This is a genomic window from Citrobacter sp. W9, assembly GCF_026719375.1.
GTDB lineage: Bacteria > Pseudomonadota > Gammaproteobacteria > Enterobacterales > Enterobacteriaceae > Citrobacter > Citrobacter werkmanii.
Genome location: NZ_JAPPTE010000018.1, coordinates 1 through 22,185, shown reverse-complemented (window position 1 = coordinate 22,185; position 22,185 = coordinate 1). Strand labels below are relative to the sequence as shown.

Genomic DNA, 22,185 nt, shown 5'->3' with positions numbered 1-22,185 from the left:
CTGCAACCTACGGGATTTGATACCCTTCCACTGGCTTGCCTAATCTGTGCTGGCACCACGTCGCCAGAAACTCCACACACACGCGAAGCTTCACGCTGCGATACAGCGGCTCCTGATAAACCGCCCAGATATTGGCGCTCTGTGCATAGTCCGGAAGTACACGCACCAGTTCACCGCTTGCCAGAAACGGTTGTACGTCCCATTCGGAACGCAACATGATCCCTTTTCCCTGCAGCGCCCACTGCAACACAATCTCACCGCTGTTCGATGAAAGATGCCCGGCTACCTTGACCGATTTTTTCTCCTGACCGTTATCCAGCTCCCACACTCCGTGGGTCATATCGCGTTCTTTGGTGACCAGACAATCGTGCCGACTTAATTCCTGTAGCGTCATCGGCTCGCCATATTTTTGTAAATAGGTCGGGGCCGCACACAATATTCTTTTGTTTTTCGTTAACAAATGCGCAATATAATAATCAGGGATTTCATCATTAATACGAATATCTAAATCGATATTATCCTGCGCCAAATCAATTTGCCGATCGTAAAGCTCAAAATGCACCTGTAACTCAGGATAACTATGCATCAGTTCGGTAATGGCCGGCGCAATATAGCTGCGCCCAAAGCCAAAGCTACAGCCGATACGAATCATCCCCGCCGGGCGCGTTTTGATTTGCGTGACGTCATCAACCAGATGCTGGTAGCCCGCGAGGATCGCCTGCGCATGTTCATAGCAACGTTGACCACTTTCCGTTAACGCCACGCCGCGCGCAGAGCGGTTAAGCAACGTCGTCCCCAGCGTGGATTCGAGAATTTGAATACGTTTTGTCACAAACGCAGGCGTCTGCCCCAGCGTGGCGGCAGCGGCGCTAAAGCTGCCGCTATGAACAATTTCAACCAGCACCTGCAGGTCTTTCGCCAGGGGATACGTGTTCAGCATGGTCGGTATATCCGTAATGTTGTTAACCGCAGTGTAATTCCCTCACGCATATTAAACCCTGCCTTTGCGCAATTTTTATTGCCTTACCTGGACATCATTCACGAACTGTTAATTGGATATTCACAGTGGCAAATAATATAAAACCACACTTTTAGTGATAGTTTGTGGCGGAGAATTTATTTCCAGAAAATAAAAGAACTGGAGTTTACAAGATGAGCAATCAAAATAACCAAAATGCGATAAATACGCTGACAAACATTGTCGCGAACTTTACCGCCATGATTTCTACCCGTATGCCCGACGACGTGGTGGATAAATTAAAACAGTTGCGGGAAGGCGAAGACTCGCCGATGGGTAAAATCATCTACCACACCATGTTTGACAACATGCAGAAGGCGATTGATCTGAACCGTCCGGCCTGCCAGGACACCGGCGAGATTATGTTCTTTGTAAAGGTCGGTTCCCGTTTTCCGCTGTTGGGTGAGCTGCAAAGCATCCTGAAACAAGCCGTTGAAGACGCCACGGTCAAAGCGCCGCTGCGCCATAACGCGGTAGAGATTTTTGACGAAGTGAATACCGGCAAAAATACCGGCACCGGTGTGCCGTGGGTTACCTGGGACATCATTCCTGACAATGATGACGCGGAAATCGAAGTCTACATGGCAGGCGGCGGCTGTACCCTGCCAGGACGCTCGAAAGTGTTAATGCCTTCAGAAGGCTACGAAGGCGTAGTGAAATTTGTCTTCGAAAATATCTCCACGTTGGCCGTTAACGCCTGCCCGCCGGTGCTGGTGGGCGTAGGCATTGCCACCTCAGTAGAAACTGCCGCAGTGCTTTCCCGTAAAGCGGTGCTGCGTCCTATCGGCTCACGTCATCCCAACCCAAAAGCGGCCGAACTGGAACTGCGTCTGGAAGAAGGACTTAACCGCCTGGGTATTGGTCCGCAGGGGTTGACCGGCAATAGCTCCGTGATGGGCGTGCATATCGAATCCGCCGCGCGCCACCCGTCGACTATCGGCGTTGCTGTTTCCACCGGCTGCTGGGCGCACCGTCGCGGCACGCTGTTGGTTCATGCTGATCTCTCCTTCGAAAATCTGTCTCACACCCGGAGCGCGTTATGAAAAAGATCCTCACCACCCCGATTAAAGCCGAAGATCTGGAAGATATTCGCGTTGGCGATATCATTTACCTGAGCGGTACGCTGGTGACCTGCCGCGACGTGTGCCACCGTCGCCTGATCGAACTGAAGCGCCCAATTCCTTATGATCTGAACGGCAAGGCTATTTTCCACGCAGGCCCAATCGTGCGTAAGAACGGTGATAAATGGGAGATGGTCTCCGTCGGTCCAACCACCAGTATGCGTATGGAAGCTTTTGAGAAAGAGTTTATCGAGCAGACCGGCGTCAAGCTGGTGGTCGGTAAAGGCGGTATGGGACCGTTGACAGAAGAAGGCTGCAAGCAGTTCAAAGCGCTGCATGTGATCTTCCCGGCAGGTTGCGCCGTACTGGCGGCCACTCAGGTTGAAGAGATTGAAGAAGTGCACTGGACGGAGCTGGGCATGCCGGAATCCTTGTGGGTATGTCGGGTCAAAGAGTTCGGCCCGCTGATTGTGTCCATCGACACCCACGGCAACAACCTGATCGCCGAAAACAAAAAGCTGTTCGCTGAACGCCGCGATCCCATCGTGGAAGAGATTTGCGAGCACGTGCACTACATCAAATAACCCTTCCGGAGAGGCACAGAGCCTCTCCCCTTTCGCAGGGATATCACAATGGCACCTTTAGCTGGTTGGTGGCGATACCTGGCTCCGCTGGTGGTCATCGCCATTATTGCTGTTTTACCCGTCCCCACCGGTCTTGAGAGCCACACCTGGCTCTATTTTGCCGTCTTTACCGGTGTGATTGTGGGGCTCATTCTGGAACCTGTACCCGGCGCGGTCGTAGCGATGATTGGTATTTCGATCATCGCCGTACTTTCACCGTGGATCCTGTTCAGCCCGGAACAACTCGCGCAGGACGGTTTTAAATTTACCGCCAAATCGCTGTCGTGGGCCGTTTCTGGCTTTTCTAACTCGGTGATCTGGCTGATTTTCGCGGCCTTTATGTTTGGTACCGGCTATGAGAAAACCGGTCTCGGTCGGCGTATCGCGCTGATGTTAGTGAAAAAGATGGGGCACCGGACGTTATTCCTCGGTTACGCGGTGATGTTCTCCGAGCTTATCCTCGCCCCCGTCACGCCTTCCAACTCCGCGCGCGGGGCCGGGATAATCTACCCGATTATCCGCAACCTGCCGCCGCTGTATAACTCACAGCCCAATGACGCCAGTTCACGTTCTATTGGCTCCTACATCATGTGGATGGGCATTGTCGCCGACTGCGTCACCAGCGCGATTTTCTTAACGGCGATGGCGCCGAACCTGCTGCTGATCGGCCTGATGAAAGGCGCATCTCATACGGCGCTCAGTTGGGGCGACTGGTTCTTGGGTATGCTGCCGCTGAGCATTTTACTGGTGCTGATCGTGCCCTGGCTGGCGTATGTGTTGTACCCGCCGGTGCTGAAATCCGGCGATCAGGTGCCGCGCTGGGCGGATACAGAATTAAAAGCGATGGGACCGCTCTGCGCACGTGAGAAAAAGATGCTCGGGCTGATGGTCGGCGCACTGGTGTTGTGGATCTTCGGTGGCGATTATATTGACGCCGCAATGGTCGGTTACAGCGTGGTGGCATTGATGCTGGTACTGCGCATCATCAGTTGGGATGACATCGTCAGTAATAAAGCCGCATGGAACGTCTTTTTCTGGCTGGCCTCGTTAATAACCTTGGCGACCGGGCTGAATAACACCGGTTTTATCACCTGGTTCGGCAAGCTGCTGGCAAACGGGCTGAGCGGCTATTCACCGATCATGGTGATGGTGGCGCTCATCGTGGTCTTTTATTTACTGCGCTACTTCTTTGCCAGCGCCACGGCGTATACCTCCGCCCTTGCGCCAATGATGATCGCCGCCGCGCTGGCGATGCCGGAAATCCCGTTGCCGGTCTTCTGTCTGATGGTCGGCGCCGCTATTGGCCTGGGCAGTATTCTGACTCCCTACGCCACCGGCCCAAGCCCTATCTACTACGGCAGCGGCTATTTGCCAACGGTTGACTACTGGCGGCTGGGCGCTATTTTTGGCCTGATTTTCCTCGTGCTGCTGGTGATCACCGGTCTGGTCTGGATGCCTCTCGTTTTACAGTAAAATCCCATTGGGGCGACGTCTTGTCGCCCCTTTATCCATAAGCTTCTCATATGATCGATTTCCCGATGCGCTGAGGCATACTTTTTTGTACGCAAACACCCTCATGCTGATAAGGGAAACGCTCTGGACACGCTGGCGCACGAGACACTCACACGAGGCTGGCAGGCCGAACTGGATCTGCACTTTACCCGCACCGGGCACAAAACGGTGCTCGCCTCGGCGCGTCACTATGGACCTTTGACGGTTCAACGTCCGTTTTATCCCGAAGAAGAGGTATGTCACCTCTATTTGCTTCATCCACCTGGCGGGATCGTCGGCGGGGATGAGCTACATATTTCCGTATCACTCGATGAAAACAGCCATGCGTTAATCACTCAGCCCGGCGCGGGAAAATTTTATCGCAGCCGTGGGCCGCAGGCGTTGCTACGCCAGCATTTCACGCTCGCCCCGCACGCCACGCTGGAGTGGCTGCCGCAGGATACGATCTTCTTTCCCGGCGCTACTGCCACCGTCCAGTCCGTATTTCAACTGACGTCTACAAGCCATTTGCTGGCCTGGGATCTGCTGTGTCTCGGACGCCCTGTCATGCAGGAAACGTTCAGCCACGGCACGCTACAAAACCGTCTGGAAGTGTGGCGGGATGGGCAACCGCTACTGATAGAGCGTTTGCAGATGCAGGCAGGGAATCTGAGCGGCGTCGCACATCATCCCTGGATTGGTACGTTGCTGTGTTACCCGGCCAACGAACACATGCTGGAGGGAACGCGCGAGCGGCTTACGCCATTGGGGGATTATGCCGGGGCAACGCTTAACGACTCGCTGCTGACAATCCGCTTTCTGGCGAACGACAACCTGATTGTTCAGCGCGTTATGCGTGACATCTGGCAATTTCTGCGCCCGCTGCTGACACACAAAGCGCCCATGCTACCGCGAATCTGGCAAACCTAAGAGGCCCATTATGGAACTGACCCCCAGAGAAAAAGACAAGCTGTTGCTGTTTACCGCCGCGCTGGTGGCAGAACGTCGCCTGGCCCGCGGGCTGAAGCTGAATTACCCGGAATCAGTGGCGCTGATTAGCGCTTTCATTATGGAAGGGGCGCGCGACGGGCAAACCGTGGCCGCGCTGATGGAAGACGGGCGTCACGTGCTGCGCCGCGATCAGGTGATGGAAGGCGTACCAGAGATGATCCCGGATATTCAGGTTGAAGCCACATTCCCGGACGGTTCGAAACTGGTCACCGTCCACAACCCGATCGTCTAAGGAGCGGCAATGATCCCAGGTGAGTATCAGATCTTAGCAGGCAACATTGCGATCAATCAGGGGCGCGAAACCTGCACGATCGTAGTGGAGAATCACGGCGACAGACCCATCCAGGTGGGATCGCACTATCACTTTTACGAGGTGAACCCAGCGCTGCGCTTTGACAGGGCAGCTACGCGGGGCTTTCGTCTTAACATTGCCGCAGGTACAGCGGTACGTTTTGAACCGGGGCAAAAGCGCGAAGTCGAACTGGTGCGCGTCGCTGGCGCACAAAGGATGGTGGGTTTTCGCAGTGAAGTGATGGGCGCGCTGGAGGCAGATAATGAGTAACATTTCCCGCCAGGCATACGCCGACATGTTTGGCCCAACCACCAGCGATAAAGTACGTCTGGCGGATACTGACCTGTGGATCGAGGTAGAAAAAGACTTCACCACCTACGGCGAAGAGGTCAAATTCGGCGGCGGAAAAGTGATCCGCGACGGTATGGGCCAGGGACAAATGCGCGCCCAGGCGTGTGTGGATCTGGTGATAACCAATGCGCTGATCGTTGATCACTGGGGGATCGTCAAAGCGGATATCGGCATCAAAGACGGCAGGATCTTCGCCATCGGCAAAGCGGGTAATCCCGATATTCAGCCCAATGTCACAATCCCGATAGGCGTAGGAACAGAAGTCATCGCCGGAGAAGGCAAGATCGTCACCGCGGGCGGCGTGGATACGCATATTCACTGGATCTGCCCGCAGCAGGCGCAAGAAGCGCTGGTTTCCGGGGTGACGACGATGATCGGGGGTGGTACCGGTCCGGCCGCAGGCACCAATGCCACCACCTGCACGCCGGGCCCGTGGTACATCGCCCGCATGCTGCAGGCGGCAGACACGTTGCCGGTTAACATCGGTTTGCTGGGCAAAGGCAATGGTTCAAATCCTGATGCCCTGCGCGAGCAAATCAGCGCAGGCGCCATTGGCCTGAAGATCCACGAAGACTGGGGCGCCACGCCTGCCGCTATCGACTGTGCGCTGACCGTGGCCGACGAAATGGACATTCAGGTGGCGCTGCACAGCGACACGCTCAATGAGTCCGGTTTTGTTGAGGATACGCTGGCAGCGATCGGCGATCGCACCATTCATACCTTCCATACCGAAGGCGCAGGTGGCGGCCATGCGCCGGATATCATCACCGCCTGCGCACATCCGAATATTTTGCCCTCCTCCACCAACCCGACGCTGCCTTATACCGTCAACACCATCGACGAGCATCTCGACATGTTGATGGTCTGCCACCATCTCGATCCGGATATCGCTGAAGACGTCGCCTTCGCCGAATCGCGCATTCGCCGGGAAACGATCGCTGCCGAGGATGTGCTGCATGATATTGGCGCGTTTTCCCTGACCTCGTCCGATTCACAGGCAATGGGGCGCGTGGGCGAAGTGATCCTGCGCACCTGGCAGGTGGCGCACCGCATGAAGGTTCAGCGTGGTCCGCTGGCAGAAGAAATCGGCGACAACGACAATCAGCGTGTTAAACGCTACATCGCCAAGTACACCATCAATCCGGCGTTGACCCACGGTATCGCCCACGAAGTCGGCTCGGTTGAGCCCGGTAAACTGGCCGACCTGGTGCTGTGGTCGCCGGCCTTTTTTGGCGTAAAACCGGCGACCATCGTGAAGGGCGGGATGATCGCCTGCGCGCCGATGGGTGATATCAACGCCTCAATCCCTACCCCGCAGCCGGTGCATTACCGCATGATGTTCGGCGCGCTTGGCGCAGCGCGGCATCACACCCGTCTAACCTTTATTTCACAGGCTGCCGACGCACAAAACGTCCCGCAGCAACTTAATTTGCAAAGCGCTATCGCCGTCGTCAAAGGCTGCCGGACGGTAAAAAAGGCTGACATGATCCACAACGCTCTGCAGCCCAATATCACCGTCGATGCCCAGACCTACGAGGTACGCATTGATGGTGAACTGATTACCAGCGACCCGGCAGACGTTTTGCCGATGGCGCAACGCTATTTCCTGTTTTAAGGAGTGAGGATGATCTACCTGACCCAACGCCTTGACCACGCCCACCGCGTCACCGCAAGCGTCACGCTACCCATTGATGTTCGGGTAAAAAGCCGCGCCAGAGTGGCGCTGAGCGATGGCCGCGAAGCCGGATTAATGCTACCGCGCGGTTTACTGTTACGCGGCGGCGATCTGCTGACTACCGACGATGGCCGCGAGGTGATCGAAGTGATCGCCGCGCCGGAGTCGGTTTCCGTCGTACGCTGCGCCGACCCTTTTTTGCTCGCCAAAGCCTGTTACCACCTTGGTAATCGCCACGTGCTATTACAGATCCTGCCCGATGAGCTGCGCTACCACCACGATCATGTGCTGGACGATATGCTGCGCCAGTTCAACCTCGAGGTGGCGTTTGCCCAGTTGCCGTTTGAGCCGGAAGCGGGTGCCTATGCGAGCGAGTCACACGGGCATCATCACGGCCATGCGCACTGATGCATAGCACCCAACAGCTGCGCCTGATGCAGCTCGCCAGCAGCAGTCTCCCGGTGGGATCGTTTACCTGGTCTCAGGGTCTGGAGTGGGCGGTGGAAATCGGCTGGGTGAAAAGCGTCGATGACTTCTCTGACTGGCAAATTCAGCAGATGGAGCACAACTTTTTTACCGTCGACTTACCGCTGCTGGCGAGATTGTATCGCGCCTGTGAGCAGGACGATCTCGCCGCCGCGCGCCGCTGGACCGCTTACCTGCTGGCCTGTCGGGAAACCCGCGAACTGCGGGATGAAGAACGCAGCCGGGGCATCGCCTTTACGCGGCTGGTCACCGACTGGGAACCAGACTGTTCCCGGGAATGGCGCACGCTCTTTACCGACAGCCAGCTGTGCGGCATGGCCTGGCTGGGCGTACGCTGGAAAATCCCCCTGACGAACCTGGCATTAAGCCTCGGCTACAGCTGGATTGAGAGCGCAGTGATGGCAGGCGTCAAACTGGTTCCCTTTGGCCAGCAGGCAGCGCAGCGGTTGATTATTTCGCTTGGCGATCGTTACGCGCAAGGTCTGGCACAAGCGCTGGCGTGTCCTGATGCCAGCCTCGGATCCGCAACGCCGTTAGCCGCCATCGCGTCTGCCCGGCATGAAACCCAATATTCCCGCTTATTCCGTTCCTGAGGAGAAAAAATGAGTGATTACAAGCATCCCCTGCGCGTGGGCGTTGGCGGCCCGGTTGGCTCCGGCAAAACAGCGCTGCTGGAAGCGTTATGCAAAGCCATGCGCAGCAGCTATCAACTGGCGGTCGTGACTAACGATATCTACACCAAAGAAGATCAGCGCATTCTCACCGAAGCAGGCGCCCTGGAACCGGACAGAATAGTTGGTGTGGAAACTGGCGGCTGTCCACATACCGCCATCCGCGAAGATGCGTCGATGAATCTGGCCGCGGTCGAAGCGCTGAGCGAGAAATTCGGCAACCTGGATCTGATTTTTGTGGAAAGCGGCGGCGATAACCTGAGCGCTACCTTCAGCCCGGAATTAGCGGATCTGACAATCTACGTGATCGACGTTGCCGAAGGCGAGAAGATCCCGCGTAAAGGCGGGCCGGGGATCACCAAATCCGATTTTCTGGTGATCAACAAAACCGATCTGGCCCCTTACGTAGGCGCTTCGCTGGAGGTGATGGAACGCGATACCCTGCGCATGCGCGGCGAGCGTCCGTGGACGTTTACTAACCTGAAGGCGGGCGACGGTCTGGCGACGATTATTGCGTTTCTGGAAGAGAAAGGAATGTTGCGGGTGTAGCGCGGTTTATCGCCGGGTGGCGGCTTCGCCTGACCCGGCCTACGGTTTTGTTGGCCCGGTAAGCAAAGCCACCACCGGGCAAAAAACTCACGCCGCCGGTAATTCCGCCAGCGGCCAGCGTGGACGCACGGTCACGCCAAGATCCGCCGTTGCGCCCGCTTTAAAACGCACCATCCCCGCGTAGGCGATCATCGCCCCGTTGTCGGTACAAAATTCCGGGCGCGCATAGAACACTTCGCCGCGGCGTTTTTGCATCATTTCGGCCAGTTTTGCGCGCAGCGTGCGGTTAGCGCTCACGCCCCCCGCCATCACCAGACGTTTAAAACCGGTTTGATCCAGCGCGCGTTTGCACTTGATCATCAGCGTATCAACCACCGCATCTTCAAAGGCACGGGCGATATCTGCACGCGTTTGATCGTCATTTTCGTTATTACGAATCGTATTCGCGGCGAAGGTTTTCAGGCCGGAGAAGCTGAAATCCAGCCCCGGACGGTCGGTCATCGGACGCGGGAAGACAAAGCGTTTTTCCACACCCTGTGACGCCAGCTTAGACAGCATTGGGCCGCCAGGATAATCCAGCCCCAGCAGCTTGGCGGTTTTGTCGAACGCTTCACCTGCCGCGTCATCAATCGATTCACCCAGTAATTCATACTGACCGATACCAGTGACGCTAATCAGTTGCGTGTGCCCACCGGAAACCAGCAGCGCGACGAACGGAAAAGCAGGAGGATTCTCTTCCAGCATCGGCGCCAGCAAATGCCCTTCCATGTGGTGCACAGGAATTGCCGGCACGCCCCAGGCGAACGCCAGCGAACGTCCTACGGTTGCGCCGACCAGCAGCGCGCCAACCAGACCAGGACCTGCGGTGTACGCCACCGCATCGATCTCTTTTGCCGTGAGTCCCGCTTCTTTCAGCGCGGCCTGAATCAGCGGTACGGTTTTACGTACGTGATCGCGCGAGGCCAGTTCTGGCACTACGCCGCCGTAGTCAGCGTGTAATTTCACCTGACTATACAATTGGTTGGCTAAAAGACCTTTTTCATCGTCGTAAATGGCGATGCCGGTTTCATCGCAGGATGTTTCAATACCCAGTACACGCATGACTTGTTTTACCTCGCTCTATTACCGCGCAGTGTAGGACCAATGCGGGTTGATGTAAAACTTTGTTCGCCCCAGGCGCATGCCTCGTGTATACTCCTTGTCCTTATAAAAGTCCCTTTCAAAATCGCGTGGGTGCTTTACAAAGCAGCAGCAATTGCAGTAAAATTCCGCACCATTTTGAAATAAGCTGGCGTTGATGCCAGCGGCAAACCGAATTTATTAAAGGTGAGAGTTACATGCCGGTAATTAAAGTACGTGAAAACGAGCCGTTCGACGTAGCACTGCGTCGCTTCAAGCGTTCATGCGAAAAAGCAGGTGTTCTGGCGGAAGTTCGTCGTCGTGAGTTCTATGAAAAACCGACTACCGAACGTAAGCGCGCTAAAGCTTCTGCTGTGAAACGTCACGCGAAGAAACTGGCTCGCGAAAACGCACGCCGTACTCGTCTGTACTAATTCATTGAGAGCTAAAGCTCTCAATTCAGACTGAGTTGTAGTTGTAAGGCCGTGCTTCCGGAAGGAATGCGCGGCTTATTTTCGTTTATACACGTCATCATTCAAGCTGCCTCTGCGTTGGCTGCAGTCGTTCACCCCAGTCACGTACTGATGTACGCTCCTGAGGATTCGCTCCCTTGCCGCCTTGATGCATCCTGAATGATTTTGTGTATGTGAGTCATAACAAAATAAACGGGGCATATGGCTGGACGAATTCCACGTGTATTTATTAATGACCTGCTGGCAAGAACCGACATCGTCGATCTCATCGACGCGCGGGTAAAGCTGAAAAAGCAGGGCAAAAATTATCACGCGTGCTGTCCGTTCCATAACGAAAAAACCCCCTCTTTCACCGTAAACGGTGAAAAACAGTTTTATCACTGCTTTGGGTGTGGCGCGCATGGCAACGCCGTCGACTTTCTCATGAACTACGACAAGCTCGAGTTTGTGGAAACCGTCGAAGAACTGGCCGCAATGCACAACCTTGAAGTGCCCTATGAAGCAGGCAGTGGCCCCAGTCAGATAGAGCGCCATCAACGGCAAAGCCTTTATCAATTGATGGACGGCCTGAACACTTTTTATCAACAGTCTTTGATGCAGCCCGCCGCTACCCCTGCGCGCCAGTACCTGGAAAAGCGAGGATTAAGTAGCGACGTTATCACCCGTTTTGCTATTGGTTTTGCCCCCCCCGGCTGGGATAACGTCCTGAAACGGTTTGGCGGCAATGCTGAGAATCGCAAATCGTTGGTCGATGCGGGGATGTTGGTCACCAACGATCAGGGACGCAGTTACGATCGTTTTCGCGAACGGGTGATGTTCCCCATCCGCGACAAACGTGGTCGGGTCATTGGTTTTGGTGGACGCGTGCTGGGCGATGCCCTGCCGAAGTATCTGAACTCCCCGGAAACCGATATTTTCCATAAAGGTCGCCAGCTGTATGGCCTTTATGAAGCCCAGCAGGATAACGCCGATCCGCAGCGCCTGTTAGTGGTGGAAGGTTATATGGATGTGGTGGCGCTGGCGCAATACGGCATTAACTACGCCGTGGCATCCCTTGGGACGTCAACCACTGCCGATCACATCCAACTGTTGTTTCGCGCGACGAACAACGTGATTTGCTGCTACGACGGCGACCGCGCCGGACGCGACGCAGCATGGCGCGCGCTGGAAACCGCACTGCCTTATATGACAGACGGCCGCCAGCTACGCTTTATGTTTTTACCTGATGGCGAAGATCCCGATACGTTAGTGCGTAAAGAAGGGAAAGAGGCTTTCGAAGCCCGGATGGAGCAGGCGTTGCCGCTCTCCGCGTTTTTATTTAATAGCCTGTTGCCACAGGTAGATTTGAGTACCCCGGACGGACGCGCGCAGCTCAGCACGCTGGCGCTGCCGCTGATCACTCAGGTGCCGGGCGAAACGTTGCGCATTTATCTGCGACAGGAGTTGGGAAACAAGCTCGGCATTCTGGATGACAGCCAGCTTGAACGTTTAATGCCAAAACTGGCAGAAAATGGCGCTTCCCGCCCTGTTCCACAGCTAAAACGTACGACCATGCGTATACTTATAGGGTTGCTGGTGCAAAACCCGGACCTTGCTCCACTGGTTCCGCCGTTAGGCGCACTGGACAGTAATAAACTGCCTGGACTTGGCTTATTCAGAGAACTGGTCAACACTTGTCTGGCTCAGCCAGGCCTGACCACCGGCCAACTGTTAGAGCACTATCGTGGCACAAATGATGCTGCAACCCTTGAAAAACTGTCGATGTGGGACGATATAGCAGATAAAGATATCGCAGAAAAAACCTTCACCGACTCACTCAACCATATGTTTGATTCGATGCTTGAACTGCGCCAGGAAGAGTTGATAGCTCGTGAGCGCACACACGGTTTAAGCAGCGAAGAACGCCGGGAACTCTGGACGCTGAACCAGGAACTGGCCAAGAAATAGCTGAAAGACAAAAGTATTTAACGGCTTAACTGCCGAATATCGATCGGGAAGCCCCCGACAGCCGCACGGAGAGGCAGCGGCAAAATATAAGTATGCCCTCGTTTTGCCGTTGGCGGTTTTACCGCCCAACACCAATCAAACGAATTAAGTGTGGATACCGTCTTATGGAGCAAAACCCGCAGTCACAGCTGAAGCTTCTTGTCCAACGTGGTAAGGAGCAAGGCTATCTGACCTATGCCGAGGTCAATGACCATCTGCCGGAAGATATCGTCGATTCAGATCAAATCGAAGACATCATCCAAATGATCAATGACATGGGTATTCAGGTGATGGAAGAAGCACCTGATGCCGATGATCTGCTGCTTGCTGAAACCTCCAACAGCACCGATGAAGACGCGGAAGAAGCGGCTGCCCAGGTTCTGTCCAGCGTTGAGTCCGAAATCGGCCGTACAACTGACCCGGTCCGCATGTACATGCGTGAAATGGGTACCGTTGAACTGTTAACCCGTGAAGGCGAAATCGACATCGCTAAGCGCATCGAAGACGGGATTAACCAGGTTCAATGCTCCGTTGCTGAATACCCGGAAGCCATCACCTATCTGCTTGAGCAATACGATCGCGTAGAAGCTGAAGAAGCGCGTCTGTCCGATCTCATCACCGGCTTTGTCGATCCTAACGCGGAAGAAGACATGGCGCCAACGGCGACCCACGTCGGTTCTGAACTCTCTCAAGAAGAGATGGATGAAGATGAAGACGAAGATGAAGAAGATGACGACGACAGCAGCGATGACGACAACAGCATCGACCCTGAATTAGCGCGTGAAAAATTCGCTGAGCTGCGTACCCAGTACGAAATCACCCGCGACACGATCAAGGCCAAAGGCCGCAGCCATGCTGCCGCGCAGGAAGAAATTCAGAAGCTGTCTGAAGTGTTCAAACAGTTCCGCCTGGTGCCGAAGCAGTTCGACTACCTTGTAAACAGCATGCGCGTCATGATGGACCGCGTGCGTACTCAGGAACGTCTGATCATGAAGCTCTGCGTTGAGCAGTGCAAAATGCCGAAGAAAAACTTCATCACTCTGTTCACTGGCAATGAAACCAGCGAAACGTGGTTCAACGCGGCAATCGCGATGAACAAACCGTGGTCTGAAAAACTGCACGACGTGGCAGATGACGTTCACCGCGGCCTGCAGAAACTGCAGCAGATTGAAGAAGAAACCGGCCTGACCATCGAGCAGGTTAAAGATATCAACCGTCGCATGTCCATCGGTGAGGCGAAAGCCCGTCGTGCGAAAAAAGAGATGGTTGAAGCGAACTTACGTCTGGTTATCTCTATCGCCAAGAAATACACCAACCGTGGTCTGCAGTTCCTGGATCTGATTCAGGAAGGCAACATCGGTCTGATGAAAGCGGTTGATAAGTTTGAATACCGTCGTGGTTACAAGTTCTCCACCTACGCAACCTGGTGGATCCGTCAGGCAATTACCCGCTCTATCGCGGATCAGGCGCGTACCATCCGTATTCCGGTGCATATGATTGAGACCATTAACAAGCTCAACCGTATTTCCCGTCAGATGCTGCAAGAGATGGGCCGTGAGCCGACGCCGGAAGAGCTGGCTGAACGCATGCTGATGCCGGAAGACAAGATCCGTAAAGTGCTGAAGATCGCCAAAGAGCCTATCTCCATGGAAACGCCGATCGGCGACGATGAAGATTCGCATCTGGGTGATTTCATCGAGGATACCACCCTCGAGCTGCCGCTGGACTCGGCCACTACCGAGAGCCTGCGTGCCGCAACGCACGACGTTCTGGCTGGCCTGACCGCTCGTGAAGCGAAAGTTCTGCGTATGCGTTTCGGTATCGATATGAACACCGACCACACGCTGGAAGAAGTAGGTAAACAGTTCGACGTTACCCGCGAACGTATCCGTCAGATCGAAGCGAAGGCGCTGCGTAAACTGCGCCACCCGAGCCGTTCTGAAGTGCTGCGTAGCTTCCTCGACGATTAATCTCGCCGTATAAGTTCAAACGCCACCGCAAGGTGGCGTTTTTATTTACATCCCGCGCATGACCAGCGCGTCATCCAGCTCACGATACGCCTCCACCAGCTTATCCAGTGTAATCCGGCTCAATCCGCTGGGATTTGGCAATACCCAAATCTGGGTCGCGCCAATGGTCAGCGTCTGCTTTCCCCACTGCGCTCCGCGCTGACTGAAGCCTTGCTCGAACGCCTGCTTGCCAAGAATCGCCAGCGCGGCGGGCTGATAGTCATCAATCTTTTCAATAAGCTTACGGCCACCGCTACGCATCTCCTGTAGCTTCACTTCATTAGCCTGTACCGTTGGCCTGTCGACAAATTTTGTCACGCCACAGCGGAAATCCAGCAGGTGTTGCGCCTCTTCTGGCTTCAGTTGGCGATCGGTAAATCCCGCCTGATGGATGACCTTCCAGAAGCGATTAGCGGGATGCGCAAAGGGGAACCCTGTACCTGCGGAAGATAGCCCCGGATTGATGCCGCAAAACACCACCCGCAGCCCTGGTGCCAGTATGTCCTTAACCATAATTACTCCGAACAATACATCAGAGTAACAGTATAACGGACTGATAATACATTGTTTATAAAATCAGCATCCGTACGCTTATGTCTGGATTGCGACGCGGAGTTACTTTATAATCCACCGCCACGGCCCCTTAGCTCAGTGGTTAGAGCAGGCGACTCATAATCGCTTGGTCGTTGGTTCAAACCCAACAGGGGCCACCAAATAAAACAAGGAGTTAGATGAGAAATCGTCTGACTCCTTTTTCTTTGGATGTAATTTGGGTCAGGTAATGGGTCAGGTAAGCAATTACCTCCCAGCCCTCTTCATCTCGCTGCAAGCATCCCCGGATAGTGATAAAAGCCAGAAGTACTGCCCGTAAAATTCACGATACAGCGTTATTACGGCTCCGTCGAAACAAGCCAGTTGCTTGTCGTGCTCGCAGGATATCTACCGCCCGAAGATAAGGGGATTGCTCCTGCCAGTTAAACCCCCTGCGATCGATACGAACCAGTTCGTACTTATCCACCAGGAAGTTGACTGCATCGGCCAAGGAGATACCGGCATCGATATGTTCCTGAATAACCGTCTCATCACTGAATGGAGTGTCGTTTAGCGTCAGGCCATAGTGCTGTTCCAGCAGACGTATCAGTAACATTTGCCAGACAGCCACGGGCGACAGACATAGCTTCGCCGCCTGCTGAGTTGTTGCAGGTAGAGTTTTCATGTTTGTTCTCGTGAATTTCGTTAGCGTTGGGTGGGATAAATGGAGATATATACGTAGCCGCAACTGCCAAGGGTATCGGCTTCACAGGTGAAACCGTTGTGGTACAAGATTACGCAGTAGGCATGGCGGGGATTCAGTTCACCAGTGGTCAGCATTGACTCTATCTGGCTGATAAAATGTGGAAATACCACATCCAGCTTGAGACATTCGTCGTCACTAAACTTACCGGTGATACTGGCCCGGTCAGCCAGATAGTGCAGCCGATTGCCCTCCTGTACCAGACGTGCTCCCAGGCGCGGCGTGATACCCCGCTGCAGGCCCCATGTGGTGTTGCTCATTTATAACCTCTTTATTGTCAGTTCAGAGTGATACTCATCAGACAGGCATAAGGCCCGTTGCGGTCCTGGCGGCGTTCGGCGTATACCGCCAGCACGCCGGAAATGTCAGGAACGACCTTACCGCTGTAATGACAGACACTGCCGTGCCACTGGTACTTACCGGTGGAGTATCGAAAAATGCGGGAGGCCGGATACTGGCGGTAAATCGTCATCGCCCGGCGTTTACTGATAATTTTCATTTCATACCTCAAAGCAGACCGTGTTCAGCAAACGACAATATCTGCGCGCCACCGACGATGAGATGGTCAGGCACACGGATATCAACGAGCTGAAGCGCCTGCACCAGACGCTGCGTGATGGTCTTATCTGCCAGGCTGGGCGTGGTGTCACCGGAGGGATGGTTATGCGCCAGTATCACTGCTGCCGCATTGAAATACAGGGCGCGTTTGACCACCTCACGGGGATGTACCTCGGTGCTGCTGATTGAACCGGCAAACAGGGTTTCGTGGGCAATCAACTGGTTCTGCTGGTTCAGGTACAGCACCATGAACTCTTCGCGTTCCAGTCCCGCCATTTTCAGTGTCAGCCAGTCACGGGCTGCCTGGGTGGAGGTGAATGCCACGCCAGTTTCGCGCAGGTGTCGATCAAGCAGTGTTAAGGCGCGTTTTACCGTGCGTTGTGCGGTTAGTGGAAGTACCGGAGACAGTGGGATAAGTGACCGTTCCATCATAAGTATCCTTAATCAATAATGCGCAGAATGCCGCTGGATTCAGGGTGCTGCAGAGCGTAATCCCGCAGTCGGTAATAGTGTTCAGTCATGGCATCGCATTCGATGTGACAGGCGTAATGGTTGTATTCAATCAGGCAGACAGCAATACCTGCGGCTTCTGCACTCATTTCCGCACGATTGCCGTTCATGCTGTTGAACAGATGCCATTTATCGTCCCCCTCAGCATCAGGGGCCATAAACGCGCCGCCGTTGCTGAGCGTGTAAAAGGACCAGATACCACCGCTGTACTCATCACAGAAGCGGTCCATCCAGGCGAAAATACGGGGTTCCAGCGTTATCCACTGTGTGATAGCACCAAAGTGCAGCGGCCAGAAATCGAGACGCTGCTCGTCAGGTACTGGTGATGCAGTAAGGTCAAATTGAGGTTCATTAGCGGACATCAATTTGCATTGCGTTTGTGTCGTCATGGATATTCTCCGTCAATAAAAACGCCAGCGACGATGGCTGGCGTATGGGAAATAAAGGACATGCAGGGATGATGGATGGGTGTAATCAGGAGGAGGATGCTCTGAGGGTGCCGTACTGTCGGATATAACGGTTATGTCCTTCACCAGCATCAGGTTCAAAGCACCACACCCGCCAGACCATTCGACCTTCAGAGTCACGAACCACCAGGTGGAAGTGGCTACCATGGTCGTCTTCAATGCTGATGTTGTGATACCGGCGGGTAACCGCTTCAGCCTGCTGTCGGATGAAAGGTCCCGGTGGCAGCATATGAGATTCAGACATTCGGTGTACCTTAAAAGCAAAAGCCCCTGACGCAGATGCGTCAGGGGCTATGGGAGTATGCAGGTGTGGGGTGATTATCAGAAACCCGTCTGCACCTTATACAGGCGCAAAGTTTTGCTGCCCCGGACAATCTTCACATACAGGGCATTATCTTTTGTGCCACGAACAAACCCGGCCTTTACATCTCCCTTGCAGTCACCACCGTCATAAGGGATGTTAAGTCCGGTGTTAAATACCAGGTCAATAATCCCGAAACTTAAATCTTCACAGGCTGGACCGGGCAAATCCTGAATCAGAGCAAATTTATGGTCGTCGCTGACACCGGTCAGTGAGCACATGGAGGTGTTGATGTCGTTTCCCTGGCACCAGTACTCCTGACCGGGATTGTCTTTATCCATCAGGCTTGCCGGAAGCTGAGCAGCACCGGCACTGAATGCGGCAAGTGACAGAATGAAGGCGGGTACAGCAGAGGTCATTATTTTCAGCATGGTCTTCTTCCTGAATTAATCCAGCCCGCTGTCGGGCAAAATGAGGGAGGTTGGTATCGTGTGTTATCAGAAGCGTCGGTAGCGAAACAGCTCTTTGCCCTGGTAAAGTGCCACCAGGTCGTCATATTCCGGCTTCTTCTGGTTGGGCTTAAAGGTCACTATCGTGCCCGGACGGCACAGGTCTTTTACGGTGAGACCGAATTTCTTGTCCGGAGTAACGGTGAATCCCTTCGACACATCGTTGTGCATGATAGTTATCCAGCCCCACAGGCCGCCTTCGCAGTCTTTAAAGGGTGCGGAACGCACCGTGACCATCCCGCCCAGGCGGTCAACAGACATGGCTTCGCATTTTCCGGTAACCTGACGATGCGCATCGCACCAGAAAATGTTCCCGTTGTTGTCATTGACGACTGCAGGTAGCGTCCGGTTATAAGGCTGGGCCTGAGCTCCTGCACAGAGCAGAAGGCTGCCGGTAATGCCAAGTATTTTAATCAGCGTTTTCATTACGTTGGTCCTTAACAGAGAAAGTATCAGGTAGCGACGATTCAGGCCCAGATAGTCAGGCCGAGCATCACCAGCCATACCCAAAAGTAAGCCGGTTTCTGACCAAGGGTTTTCGCCCGCCGCCACAAATAGAACGGCACCAGCCAGGCAAGTTTGCCGAACGTGGTGGTATCCACTCCGGCCTTACGCAGGCGTCGTTCATCGAGATACCCCAGTGCGATATTGAGCAGCAGCGTGATGAACCAGTACTGCCCACCCGAGACGGCCTCATATGCCTCGTCAAAAGACATTCCGTTCAGCCCTGCCGTCCACAGCTCGAGCGCATAACCAATGAAGGGAGCAAATGCCAGCGTCCATACCACTCCGCCCGGAATGCGGTTTCCTGGCAGTGCCGGTGGTGTAGTGCTGTGGAGCAGCGCCGAAGCCAGCGGGGTAGCGGAGATTGGCTGCCACTCCGTCATGCCCTGTCGCCATACCAAAGTGGATGCAGTCAGTTCACCGCGCATAATCAGGCCGGTGATGTCGTCTTCAGTCACATTGTCGTGACGTATGCCATTTTTCTCGTAATGCCAGGTCATTATTTTTCCTTCTTAACAGAGATAATTAAATCAGTGTGTTGCCCGGCTCCTCCTCAGAGGGCCCAGGAGACAGGACTTCGCGGATACAGCTGAAGTGCGGAAGGGCCCGGATAAAGCCCGACTGTGTGGTTAACTGGCTGAGACGTTTTAGCGGGGTGAACGTGGTGTTGAGTACTGTCACCGCATGGATGGTCGCCAGAGGATGCACGGTGATATACCCGTTAAGTTCACCGGTGAGGTACCAGCAGCCGTCGAATGAAATCAGTCGGTACGGGGCGAGTCCGTCACAGCGCTCTCCCTCGGCCAGCAGCAGTACCCGCTGGCATGCGGTAATGGCACTGACGAGGCGGTAAAACACCAGCGAGCTGGCCGGTGACACTGACTGTGGGGGTTGCCACACCAGGCAGGGCATCCCTCCTGCAGTGAGCAGCATGCCCGCCAGACGCCGGTCCAGCCCCGGAAAAATATCGGCCAGTCCTGCCCGGTGAGCAAAGGTCAGCGCATCCAGCTCGCCCTGTACGCCTCCACCGGTACTGCGCAGGCGGCATTGCCCCCGTCGATACTCAAGGTCGAGGTACATCAGCCGTTCGCGAAAATCCCGTCGCAGGGTACGGACTGACACACCAAACTCTGCAGCCAGCCGCGCTATGTTCAGCGTTTCACCTGCAACCAGGCGGCTGATTATCAGTGACAGCCTGACAGCCAGCCGGTCATGACGGCGCTCTGCCTGTGTCATCTTAAATCTCCGTAATAGTTAACTGACTGAATATGAAATGATTCTAAAGAGGGGGGCGGACAGGGTATGGACATGGAATGAACTATTTTTTATTTTCCACTGGAGGCAGGCCCGACGCGGCGCTCCGTGAAATGCGGTGAAAAAACACTCAACTCAATGGAGGTAAAACGGACAGGGAGCGTCCTTTCCTAACATGCTGATAACAAGCTCAGGACTGAAACCCACTCAGCATCGCTTCAGCCATCACCCAGAGAGCCCGGTTGAGCTTCACATCTCCGTCGATACCACGCACGGCGCGGGTATGCGTTCGCCCGCCTTTTGCACTCCGACCACTGAGCCCGCCCTTAATCAGGTTCTCCTGAATACGCTGATATGTGGTCCACAGATCATTGCTCTCATCCTGCCAGCGGCGTGGGGAGAGTATCTGAGGTGCTGTCACTGGCTGGTGGTCCTCACCGAAACGGTACGTCAGTGCAGCCTGTGCCAGAGCCTGTTGTGCAGGTGGCGGCAGCATCAGCGACTGCATGGCATCCCGCTTCTCTTCCACACGGTCAAAAATACCCAGTACTTCATACGCCCCCTCAATCACCTGACTCACGACATCTCCTTTGTGCGGCACACGCACCTCGCCAAACGACTCACCGCAGACAAGCCCGTTCTGGCATACCGCACGGAATAATCCCGGTAGCATCTGATACGAACTGGAGCCATCGTGAGAATTAAGCAAAATGATTTCCGGGACCTGTTTGCCGGTAATCTGCCCTTCTCGGCGCAGACGTAACATATGCTTTGTATGCTCGCGACGCCCTGGGTCACGCACTCGGGTCTGACAGGCAAAGAAGGACTGAAAGCCTTCGCGCTGCAGACTGTCGAGGAGAGAAATCGTGGGTATATATGTGTACCGTTCACTGCGGGACTCGTGTTTGTCCTCGCTGAAAACACTGGGCACTACACGAAATAGCTCTTCGCGGGTTAACGGACGGTCACGACGGATAAGATTTGCTGCGCCAAAGCGCGAAGCCAGACGGGTCATAAGCAGATTCCTCATGATGGGAAAATAAAGACAGAAAAGCCCTACCGCTCAATCGCGGCAGGGCTCAGGAAACTACGGGTTAGAAGGGTTAATTTTCAGAAGAAGAAATTCCAGACTGCACGAGCGACTGATACCACGATGTCGCGTACAGACTGGATGACTGTCCGAACCGGGGCCGGTATCAGGGGCATGGAACTTATAGTGTCCAGTACCGAGCCGACCGTTTCACCAAAATCGTCACGGGCTTTTTTATTAACGGCATCGGTACGAAGTGGAGCACTAAGCTGTACCGCCACCGGACTGCTGGCTTCGCGTGGCAGGCAACGAATCATACGCTCCGCCATTACCCGCAGTCCCCATTGCAGACGAACCGACACCGCACAGATCGGATTTACCGGCTGGAACAACTCATGTAGCAGACAGATTTTACGGCTGATATTTTGTTTCTGTTTCGTGGACAATTTCTCTCCACAACTAGTGGGCTCGACCTTATCCGACTGACTGATAACAAACAGCACCTTATGGCGGTAAGCTTCCCCAATTATCTGATAATAAAAGTGCTCATCCACTCCAAGCGCCCGATCATCAGCCTTAATCAGCCACAGTACCAAGTCGAGTTGGGGGAGTTGTTCGTGGTACAGCGCAGCATACTCGGTATCACGAGCTCTGCTTTCACCCACGCCGGGCAGGTCGACGATGGTCATAAAGTGTTCGCCAACCTGCTGACGGAATCGCAAAGGTTCACGGGTACAGGCTGATATGTCGCTGACCGGCGATACCTCACTCGCAAACAGAGCATTGCACAATGAGGACTTACCCGCTCCAGTTTTTCCCATAATACCGATCATTGGCTCGTAATTTGTCAGTTGACGAATTTGCTGCATAACTTGTTCTGAGGCCCATTCTGGTAAGCCTATAAGTGAGCCCTGCAGCGAATGCAAGCCTTCCTGATTTCTCA

The 22,185-nt window shown here is 54.5% G+C and carries 28 protein-coding genes and 1 tRNA gene; 14 read left to right on the top strand and 15 right to left on the bottom strand.

Annotated features, from left to right (window positions below):
* Positions 1-7 precede the first annotated feature (7 nt).
* Entirely contained in the window at positions 8-940 is a 933-nt protein-coding gene (ttdR, locus tag OOJ59_RS21230) for an L-tartrate utilization transcriptional activator TtdR (RefSeq protein ID WP_069324353.1), read from the bottom strand.
* A gap of 212 nt (positions 941-1,152) precedes the next feature.
* Here ttdR and ttdA point away from each other — a divergent pair, with 212 nt between their 5' ends.
* The 10 genes from ttdA to ureG all read left to right on the top strand — a co-directional run bounded on the left by ttdA (position 1,153) and on the right by ureG (position 9,228).
* A complete protein-coding gene (gene ttdA / locus OOJ59_RS21225) occupies positions 1,153-2,061 on the top strand; it encodes a L(+)-tartrate dehydratase subunit alpha (protein WP_038633966.1) in 909 nt (302 codons plus the stop codon).
* Positions 2,058-2,663: a L(+)-tartrate dehydratase subunit beta gene (gene ttdB / locus OOJ59_RS21220; protein ID WP_268063479.1), complete on the top strand. Its 606-nt coding sequence runs from the start codon at positions 2,058-2,060 to the stop codon at positions 2,661-2,663. The genes ttdA and ttdB overlap by 4 nt, the downstream gene beginning before the upstream one ends.
* 48 nt (positions 2,664-2,711) lie before the next feature.
* On the top strand, positions 2,712-4,175 hold the full coding sequence (locus tag OOJ59_RS21215) for an anion permease (protein WP_069324355.1): 1,464 nt from the start codon (positions 2,712-2,714) through the stop codon (positions 4,173-4,175).
* Between the two features lie 123 nt (positions 4,176-4,298).
* Positions 4,299-5,123, top strand: coding sequence for an urease accessory protein UreD (locus OOJ59_RS21210; protein ID WP_199964028.1), 825 nt, complete (start codon positions 4,299-4,301; stop codon positions 5,121-5,123).
* 10 nt (positions 5,124-5,133) lie between these two features.
* The gene (locus OOJ59_RS21205; protein WP_003024678.1) at positions 5,134-5,436 is read left to right on the top strand and encodes an urease subunit gamma; all 303 of its coding nucleotides are present in this window, start codon (positions 5,134-5,136) and stop codon (positions 5,434-5,436) included.
* A gap of 9 nt (positions 5,437-5,445) precedes the next feature.
* Positions 5,446-5,766, top strand: a complete 321-nt coding sequence (locus tag OOJ59_RS21200; RefSeq protein ID WP_160955869.1) for an urease subunit beta — start codon at positions 5,446-5,448, stop codon at positions 5,764-5,766.
* Positions 5,759-7,462: an urease subunit alpha gene (ureC, locus tag OOJ59_RS21195; protein ID WP_160955868.1), complete on the top strand. Its 1,704-nt coding sequence runs from the start codon at positions 5,759-5,761 to the stop codon at positions 7,460-7,462. The genes OOJ59_RS21200 and ureC overlap by 8 nt, the downstream gene beginning before the upstream one ends.
* A gap of 9 nt (positions 7,463-7,471) precedes the next feature.
* Positions 7,472-7,930, top strand: coding sequence for an urease accessory protein UreE (ureE, locus tag OOJ59_RS21190; protein WP_160955867.1), 459 nt, complete (start codon positions 7,472-7,474; stop codon positions 7,928-7,930).
* A complete protein-coding gene (locus OOJ59_RS21185) occupies positions 7,930-8,601 on the top strand; it encodes an urease accessory protein UreF (protein ID WP_038633984.1) in 672 nt (223 codons plus the stop codon). The genes ureE and OOJ59_RS21185 overlap by 1 nt, the downstream gene beginning before the upstream one ends.
* Positions 8,602-8,610: 9 nt before the next feature.
* Positions 8,611-9,228, top strand: coding sequence for an urease accessory protein UreG (gene ureG, locus OOJ59_RS21180; protein ID WP_038633986.1), 618 nt, complete (start codon positions 8,611-8,613; stop codon positions 9,226-9,228).
* Positions 9,229-9,315: 87 nt separating this feature from the next.
* Here ureG and tsaD read toward each other — a convergent pair whose 3' ends face one another.
* Positions 9,316-10,329, bottom strand: coding sequence for a tRNA (adenosine(37)-N6)-threonylcarbamoyltransferase complex transferase subunit TsaD (gene tsaD / locus OOJ59_RS21175; protein ID WP_038633989.1), 1,014 nt, complete (start codon positions 10,327-10,329; stop codon positions 9,316-9,318).
* Between the two features lie 236 nt (positions 10,330-10,565).
* On the opposite strand from tsaD, the gene rpsU reads away from it, so the two are divergent.
* The 3 genes from rpsU (at position 10,566) to rpoD (ending at position 14,776) form a co-directional block, all read left to right on the top strand.
* Complete coding sequence (gene rpsU, locus OOJ59_RS21170; protein WP_001144069.1) at positions 10,566-10,781, top strand: 30S ribosomal protein S21; 216 nt, start codon at positions 10,566-10,568, stop codon at positions 10,779-10,781.
* A gap of 240 nt (positions 10,782-11,021) precedes the next feature.
* Positions 11,022-12,767 carry a DNA primase gene (gene dnaG / locus OOJ59_RS21165; protein ID WP_038633998.1) on the top strand — a complete coding sequence of 582 codons (1,746 nt, stop codon included), beginning with the start codon at positions 11,022-11,024 and terminating at the stop codon, positions 12,765-12,767.
* Between the two features lie 164 nt (positions 12,768-12,931).
* The gene (rpoD, locus tag OOJ59_RS21160; RefSeq protein WP_038634001.1) at positions 12,932-14,776 is read left to right on the top strand and encodes an RNA polymerase sigma factor RpoD; all 1,845 of its coding nucleotides are present in this window, start codon (positions 12,932-12,934) and stop codon (positions 14,774-14,776) included.
* A 45-nt stretch (positions 14,777-14,821) separates the two neighbouring features.
* Here rpoD and mug read toward each other — a convergent pair whose 3' ends face one another.
* Positions 14,822-15,328: a G/U mismatch-specific DNA glycosylase gene (gene mug / locus OOJ59_RS21155; protein WP_069324359.1), complete on the bottom strand. Its 507-nt coding sequence runs from the start codon at positions 15,326-15,328 to the stop codon at positions 14,822-14,824.
* Positions 15,329-15,452: 124 nt separating this feature from the next.
* Between mug and OOJ59_RS21150 the strand changes: the two genes are divergently transcribed.
* A tRNA-Ile gene (locus OOJ59_RS21150) sits at positions 15,453-15,528 on the top strand.
* A gap of 161 nt (positions 15,529-15,689) precedes the next feature.
* Here OOJ59_RS21150 and OOJ59_RS21145 read toward each other — a convergent pair.
* The 12 genes from OOJ59_RS21145 to OOJ59_RS21090 form a co-directional block, all read right to left on the bottom strand.
* The gene (locus OOJ59_RS21145; RefSeq protein ID WP_160955866.1) at positions 15,690-16,031 is read right to left on the bottom strand and encodes a TA system toxin CbtA family protein; all 342 of its coding nucleotides are present in this window, start codon (positions 16,029-16,031) and stop codon (positions 15,690-15,692) included.
* 20 nt (positions 16,032-16,051) lie between these two features.
* Positions 16,052-16,369, bottom strand: coding sequence for a type IV toxin-antitoxin system YeeU family antitoxin (locus tag OOJ59_RS21140; RefSeq protein WP_160955865.1), 318 nt, complete (start codon positions 16,367-16,369; stop codon positions 16,052-16,054).
* A 17-nt stretch (positions 16,370-16,386) separates the two neighbouring features.
* Positions 16,387-16,608, bottom strand: coding sequence for a DUF987 domain-containing protein (locus OOJ59_RS21135; protein WP_160955864.1), 222 nt, complete (start codon positions 16,606-16,608; stop codon positions 16,387-16,389).
* Between the two features lie 8 nt (positions 16,609-16,616).
* On the bottom strand, positions 16,617-17,099 hold the full coding sequence (gene radC, locus OOJ59_RS21130) for a RadC family protein (RefSeq protein ID WP_160955863.1): 483 nt from the start codon (positions 17,097-17,099) through the stop codon (positions 16,617-16,619).
* 8 nt (positions 17,100-17,107) lie between these two features.
* On the bottom strand, positions 17,108-17,566 hold the full coding sequence (locus tag OOJ59_RS21125) for an antirestriction protein (RefSeq protein ID WP_160955862.1): 459 nt from the start codon (positions 17,564-17,566) through the stop codon (positions 17,108-17,110).
* Positions 17,567-17,651: 85 nt separating this feature from the next.
* Entirely contained in the window at positions 17,652-17,888 is a 237-nt protein-coding gene (locus OOJ59_RS21120; RefSeq protein WP_160955861.1) for a DUF905 domain-containing protein, read from the bottom strand.
* A 77-nt stretch (positions 17,889-17,965) separates the two neighbouring features.
* Positions 17,966-18,376, bottom strand: a complete 411-nt coding sequence (locus OOJ59_RS21115) for a hypothetical protein (protein WP_116605315.1) — start codon at positions 18,374-18,376, stop codon at positions 17,966-17,968.
* 66 nt (positions 18,377-18,442) lie between these two features.
* The gene (locus OOJ59_RS21110; protein ID WP_160955860.1) at positions 18,443-18,880 is read right to left on the bottom strand and encodes a hypothetical protein; all 438 of its coding nucleotides are present in this window, start codon (positions 18,878-18,880) and stop codon (positions 18,443-18,445) included.
* A gap of 41 nt (positions 18,881-18,921) precedes the next feature.
* On the bottom strand, positions 18,922-19,458 hold the full coding sequence (locus OOJ59_RS21105; protein ID WP_160955859.1) for a DUF4339 domain-containing protein: 537 nt from the start codon (positions 19,456-19,458) through the stop codon (positions 18,922-18,924).
* A gap of 25 nt (positions 19,459-19,483) precedes the next feature.
* Entirely contained in the window at positions 19,484-20,194 is a 711-nt protein-coding gene (locus OOJ59_RS21100; protein WP_160955858.1) for a DeoR family transcriptional regulator, read from the bottom strand.
* Positions 20,195-20,402: 208 nt separating this feature from the next.
* Entirely contained in the window at positions 20,403-21,227 is an 825-nt protein-coding gene (locus OOJ59_RS21095) for a DUF932 domain-containing protein (RefSeq protein WP_160955857.1), read from the bottom strand.
* A 95-nt stretch (positions 21,228-21,322) separates the two neighbouring features.
* Entirely contained in the window at positions 21,323-22,168 is an 846-nt protein-coding gene (locus tag OOJ59_RS21090) for a GTPase family protein (RefSeq protein WP_268063480.1), read from the bottom strand.
* Between the last annotated feature and the right edge of the window lie 17 nt (positions 22,169-22,185).

Coding starts and splice junctions, on each gene's coding strand:
- ttdB (WP_268063479.1), top strand. CDS start 2,058: ATGAAAAAGATCCTCACCACCCCGATTAAAGCCGAAGATCTGGAAGAT.
- mug (WP_069324359.1), bottom strand. CDS start 15,328: ATGGTTAAGGACATACTGGCACCAGGGCTGCGGGTGGTGTTTTGCGGC.
- dnaG (WP_038633998.1), top strand. CDS start 11,022: ATGGCTGGACGAATTCCACGTGTATTTATTAATGACCTGCTGGCAAGA.
- OOJ59_RS21185 (WP_038633984.1), top strand. CDS start 7,930: ATGCATAGCACCCAACAGCTGCGCCTGATGCAGCTCGCCAGCAGCAGT.
- OOJ59_RS21095 (WP_160955857.1), bottom strand. CDS start 21,227: ATGACCCGTCTGGCTTCGCGCTTTGGCGCAGCAAATCTTATCCGTCGT.
- ttdR (WP_069324353.1), bottom strand. CDS start 940: ATGCTGAACACGTATCCCCTGGCGAAAGACCTGCAGGTGCTGGTTGAA.
- rpoD (WP_038634001.1), top strand. CDS start 12,932: ATGGAGCAAAACCCGCAGTCACAGCTGAAGCTTCTTGTCCAACGTGGT.
- rpsU (WP_001144069.1), top strand. CDS start 10,566: ATGCCGGTAATTAAAGTACGTGAAAACGAGCCGTTCGACGTAGCACTG.
- OOJ59_RS21120 (WP_160955861.1), bottom strand. CDS start 17,888: ATGTCTGAATCTCATATGCTGCCACCGGGACCTTTCATCCGACAGCAG.
- radC (WP_160955863.1), bottom strand. CDS start 17,099: ATGATGGAACGGTCACTTATCCCACTGTCTCCGGTACTTCCACTAACC.
- OOJ59_RS21205 (WP_003024678.1), top strand. CDS start 5,134: ATGGAACTGACCCCCAGAGAAAAAGACAAGCTGTTGCTGTTTACCGCC.
- ureC (WP_160955868.1), top strand. CDS start 5,759: ATGAGTAACATTTCCCGCCAGGCATACGCCGACATGTTTGGCCCAACC.
- OOJ59_RS21110 (WP_160955860.1), bottom strand. CDS start 18,880: ATGAAAACGCTGATTAAAATACTTGGCATTACCGGCAGCCTTCTGCTC.
- ureG (WP_038633986.1), top strand. CDS start 8,611: ATGAGTGATTACAAGCATCCCCTGCGCGTGGGCGTTGGCGGCCCGGTT.
- OOJ59_RS21115 (WP_116605315.1), bottom strand. CDS start 18,376: ATGCTGAAAATAATGACCTCTGCTGTACCCGCCTTCATTCTGTCACTT.
- ureE (WP_160955867.1), top strand. CDS start 7,472: ATGATCTACCTGACCCAACGCCTTGACCACGCCCACCGCGTCACCGCA.
- OOJ59_RS21135 (WP_160955864.1), bottom strand. CDS start 16,608: ATGAAAATTATCAGTAAACGCCGGGCGATGACGATTTACCGCCAGTAT.
- OOJ59_RS21200 (WP_160955869.1), top strand. CDS start 5,446: ATGATCCCAGGTGAGTATCAGATCTTAGCAGGCAACATTGCGATCAAT.
- tsaD (WP_038633989.1), bottom strand. CDS start 10,329: ATGCGTGTACTGGGTATTGAAACATCCTGCGATGAAACCGGCATCGCC.
- OOJ59_RS21125 (WP_160955862.1), bottom strand. CDS start 17,566: ATGACGACACAAACGCAATGCAAATTGATGTCCGCTAATGAACCTCAA.
- OOJ59_RS21100 (WP_160955858.1), bottom strand. CDS start 20,194: ATGACACAGGCAGAGCGCCGTCATGACCGGCTGGCTGTCAGGCTGTCA.
- OOJ59_RS21215 (WP_069324355.1), top strand. CDS start 2,712: ATGGCACCTTTAGCTGGTTGGTGGCGATACCTGGCTCCGCTGGTGGTC.
- ttdA (WP_038633966.1), top strand. CDS start 1,153: ATGAGCAATCAAAATAACCAAAATGCGATAAATACGCTGACAAACATT.
- OOJ59_RS21140 (WP_160955865.1), bottom strand. CDS start 16,369: ATGAGCAACACCACATGGGGCCTGCAGCGGGGTATCACGCCGCGCCTG.
- OOJ59_RS21145 (WP_160955866.1), bottom strand. CDS start 16,031: ATGAAAACTCTACCTGCAACAACTCAGCAGGCGGCGAAGCTATGTCTG.
- OOJ59_RS21105 (WP_160955859.1), bottom strand. CDS start 19,458: ATGACCTGGCATTACGAGAAAAATGGCATACGTCACGACAATGTGACT.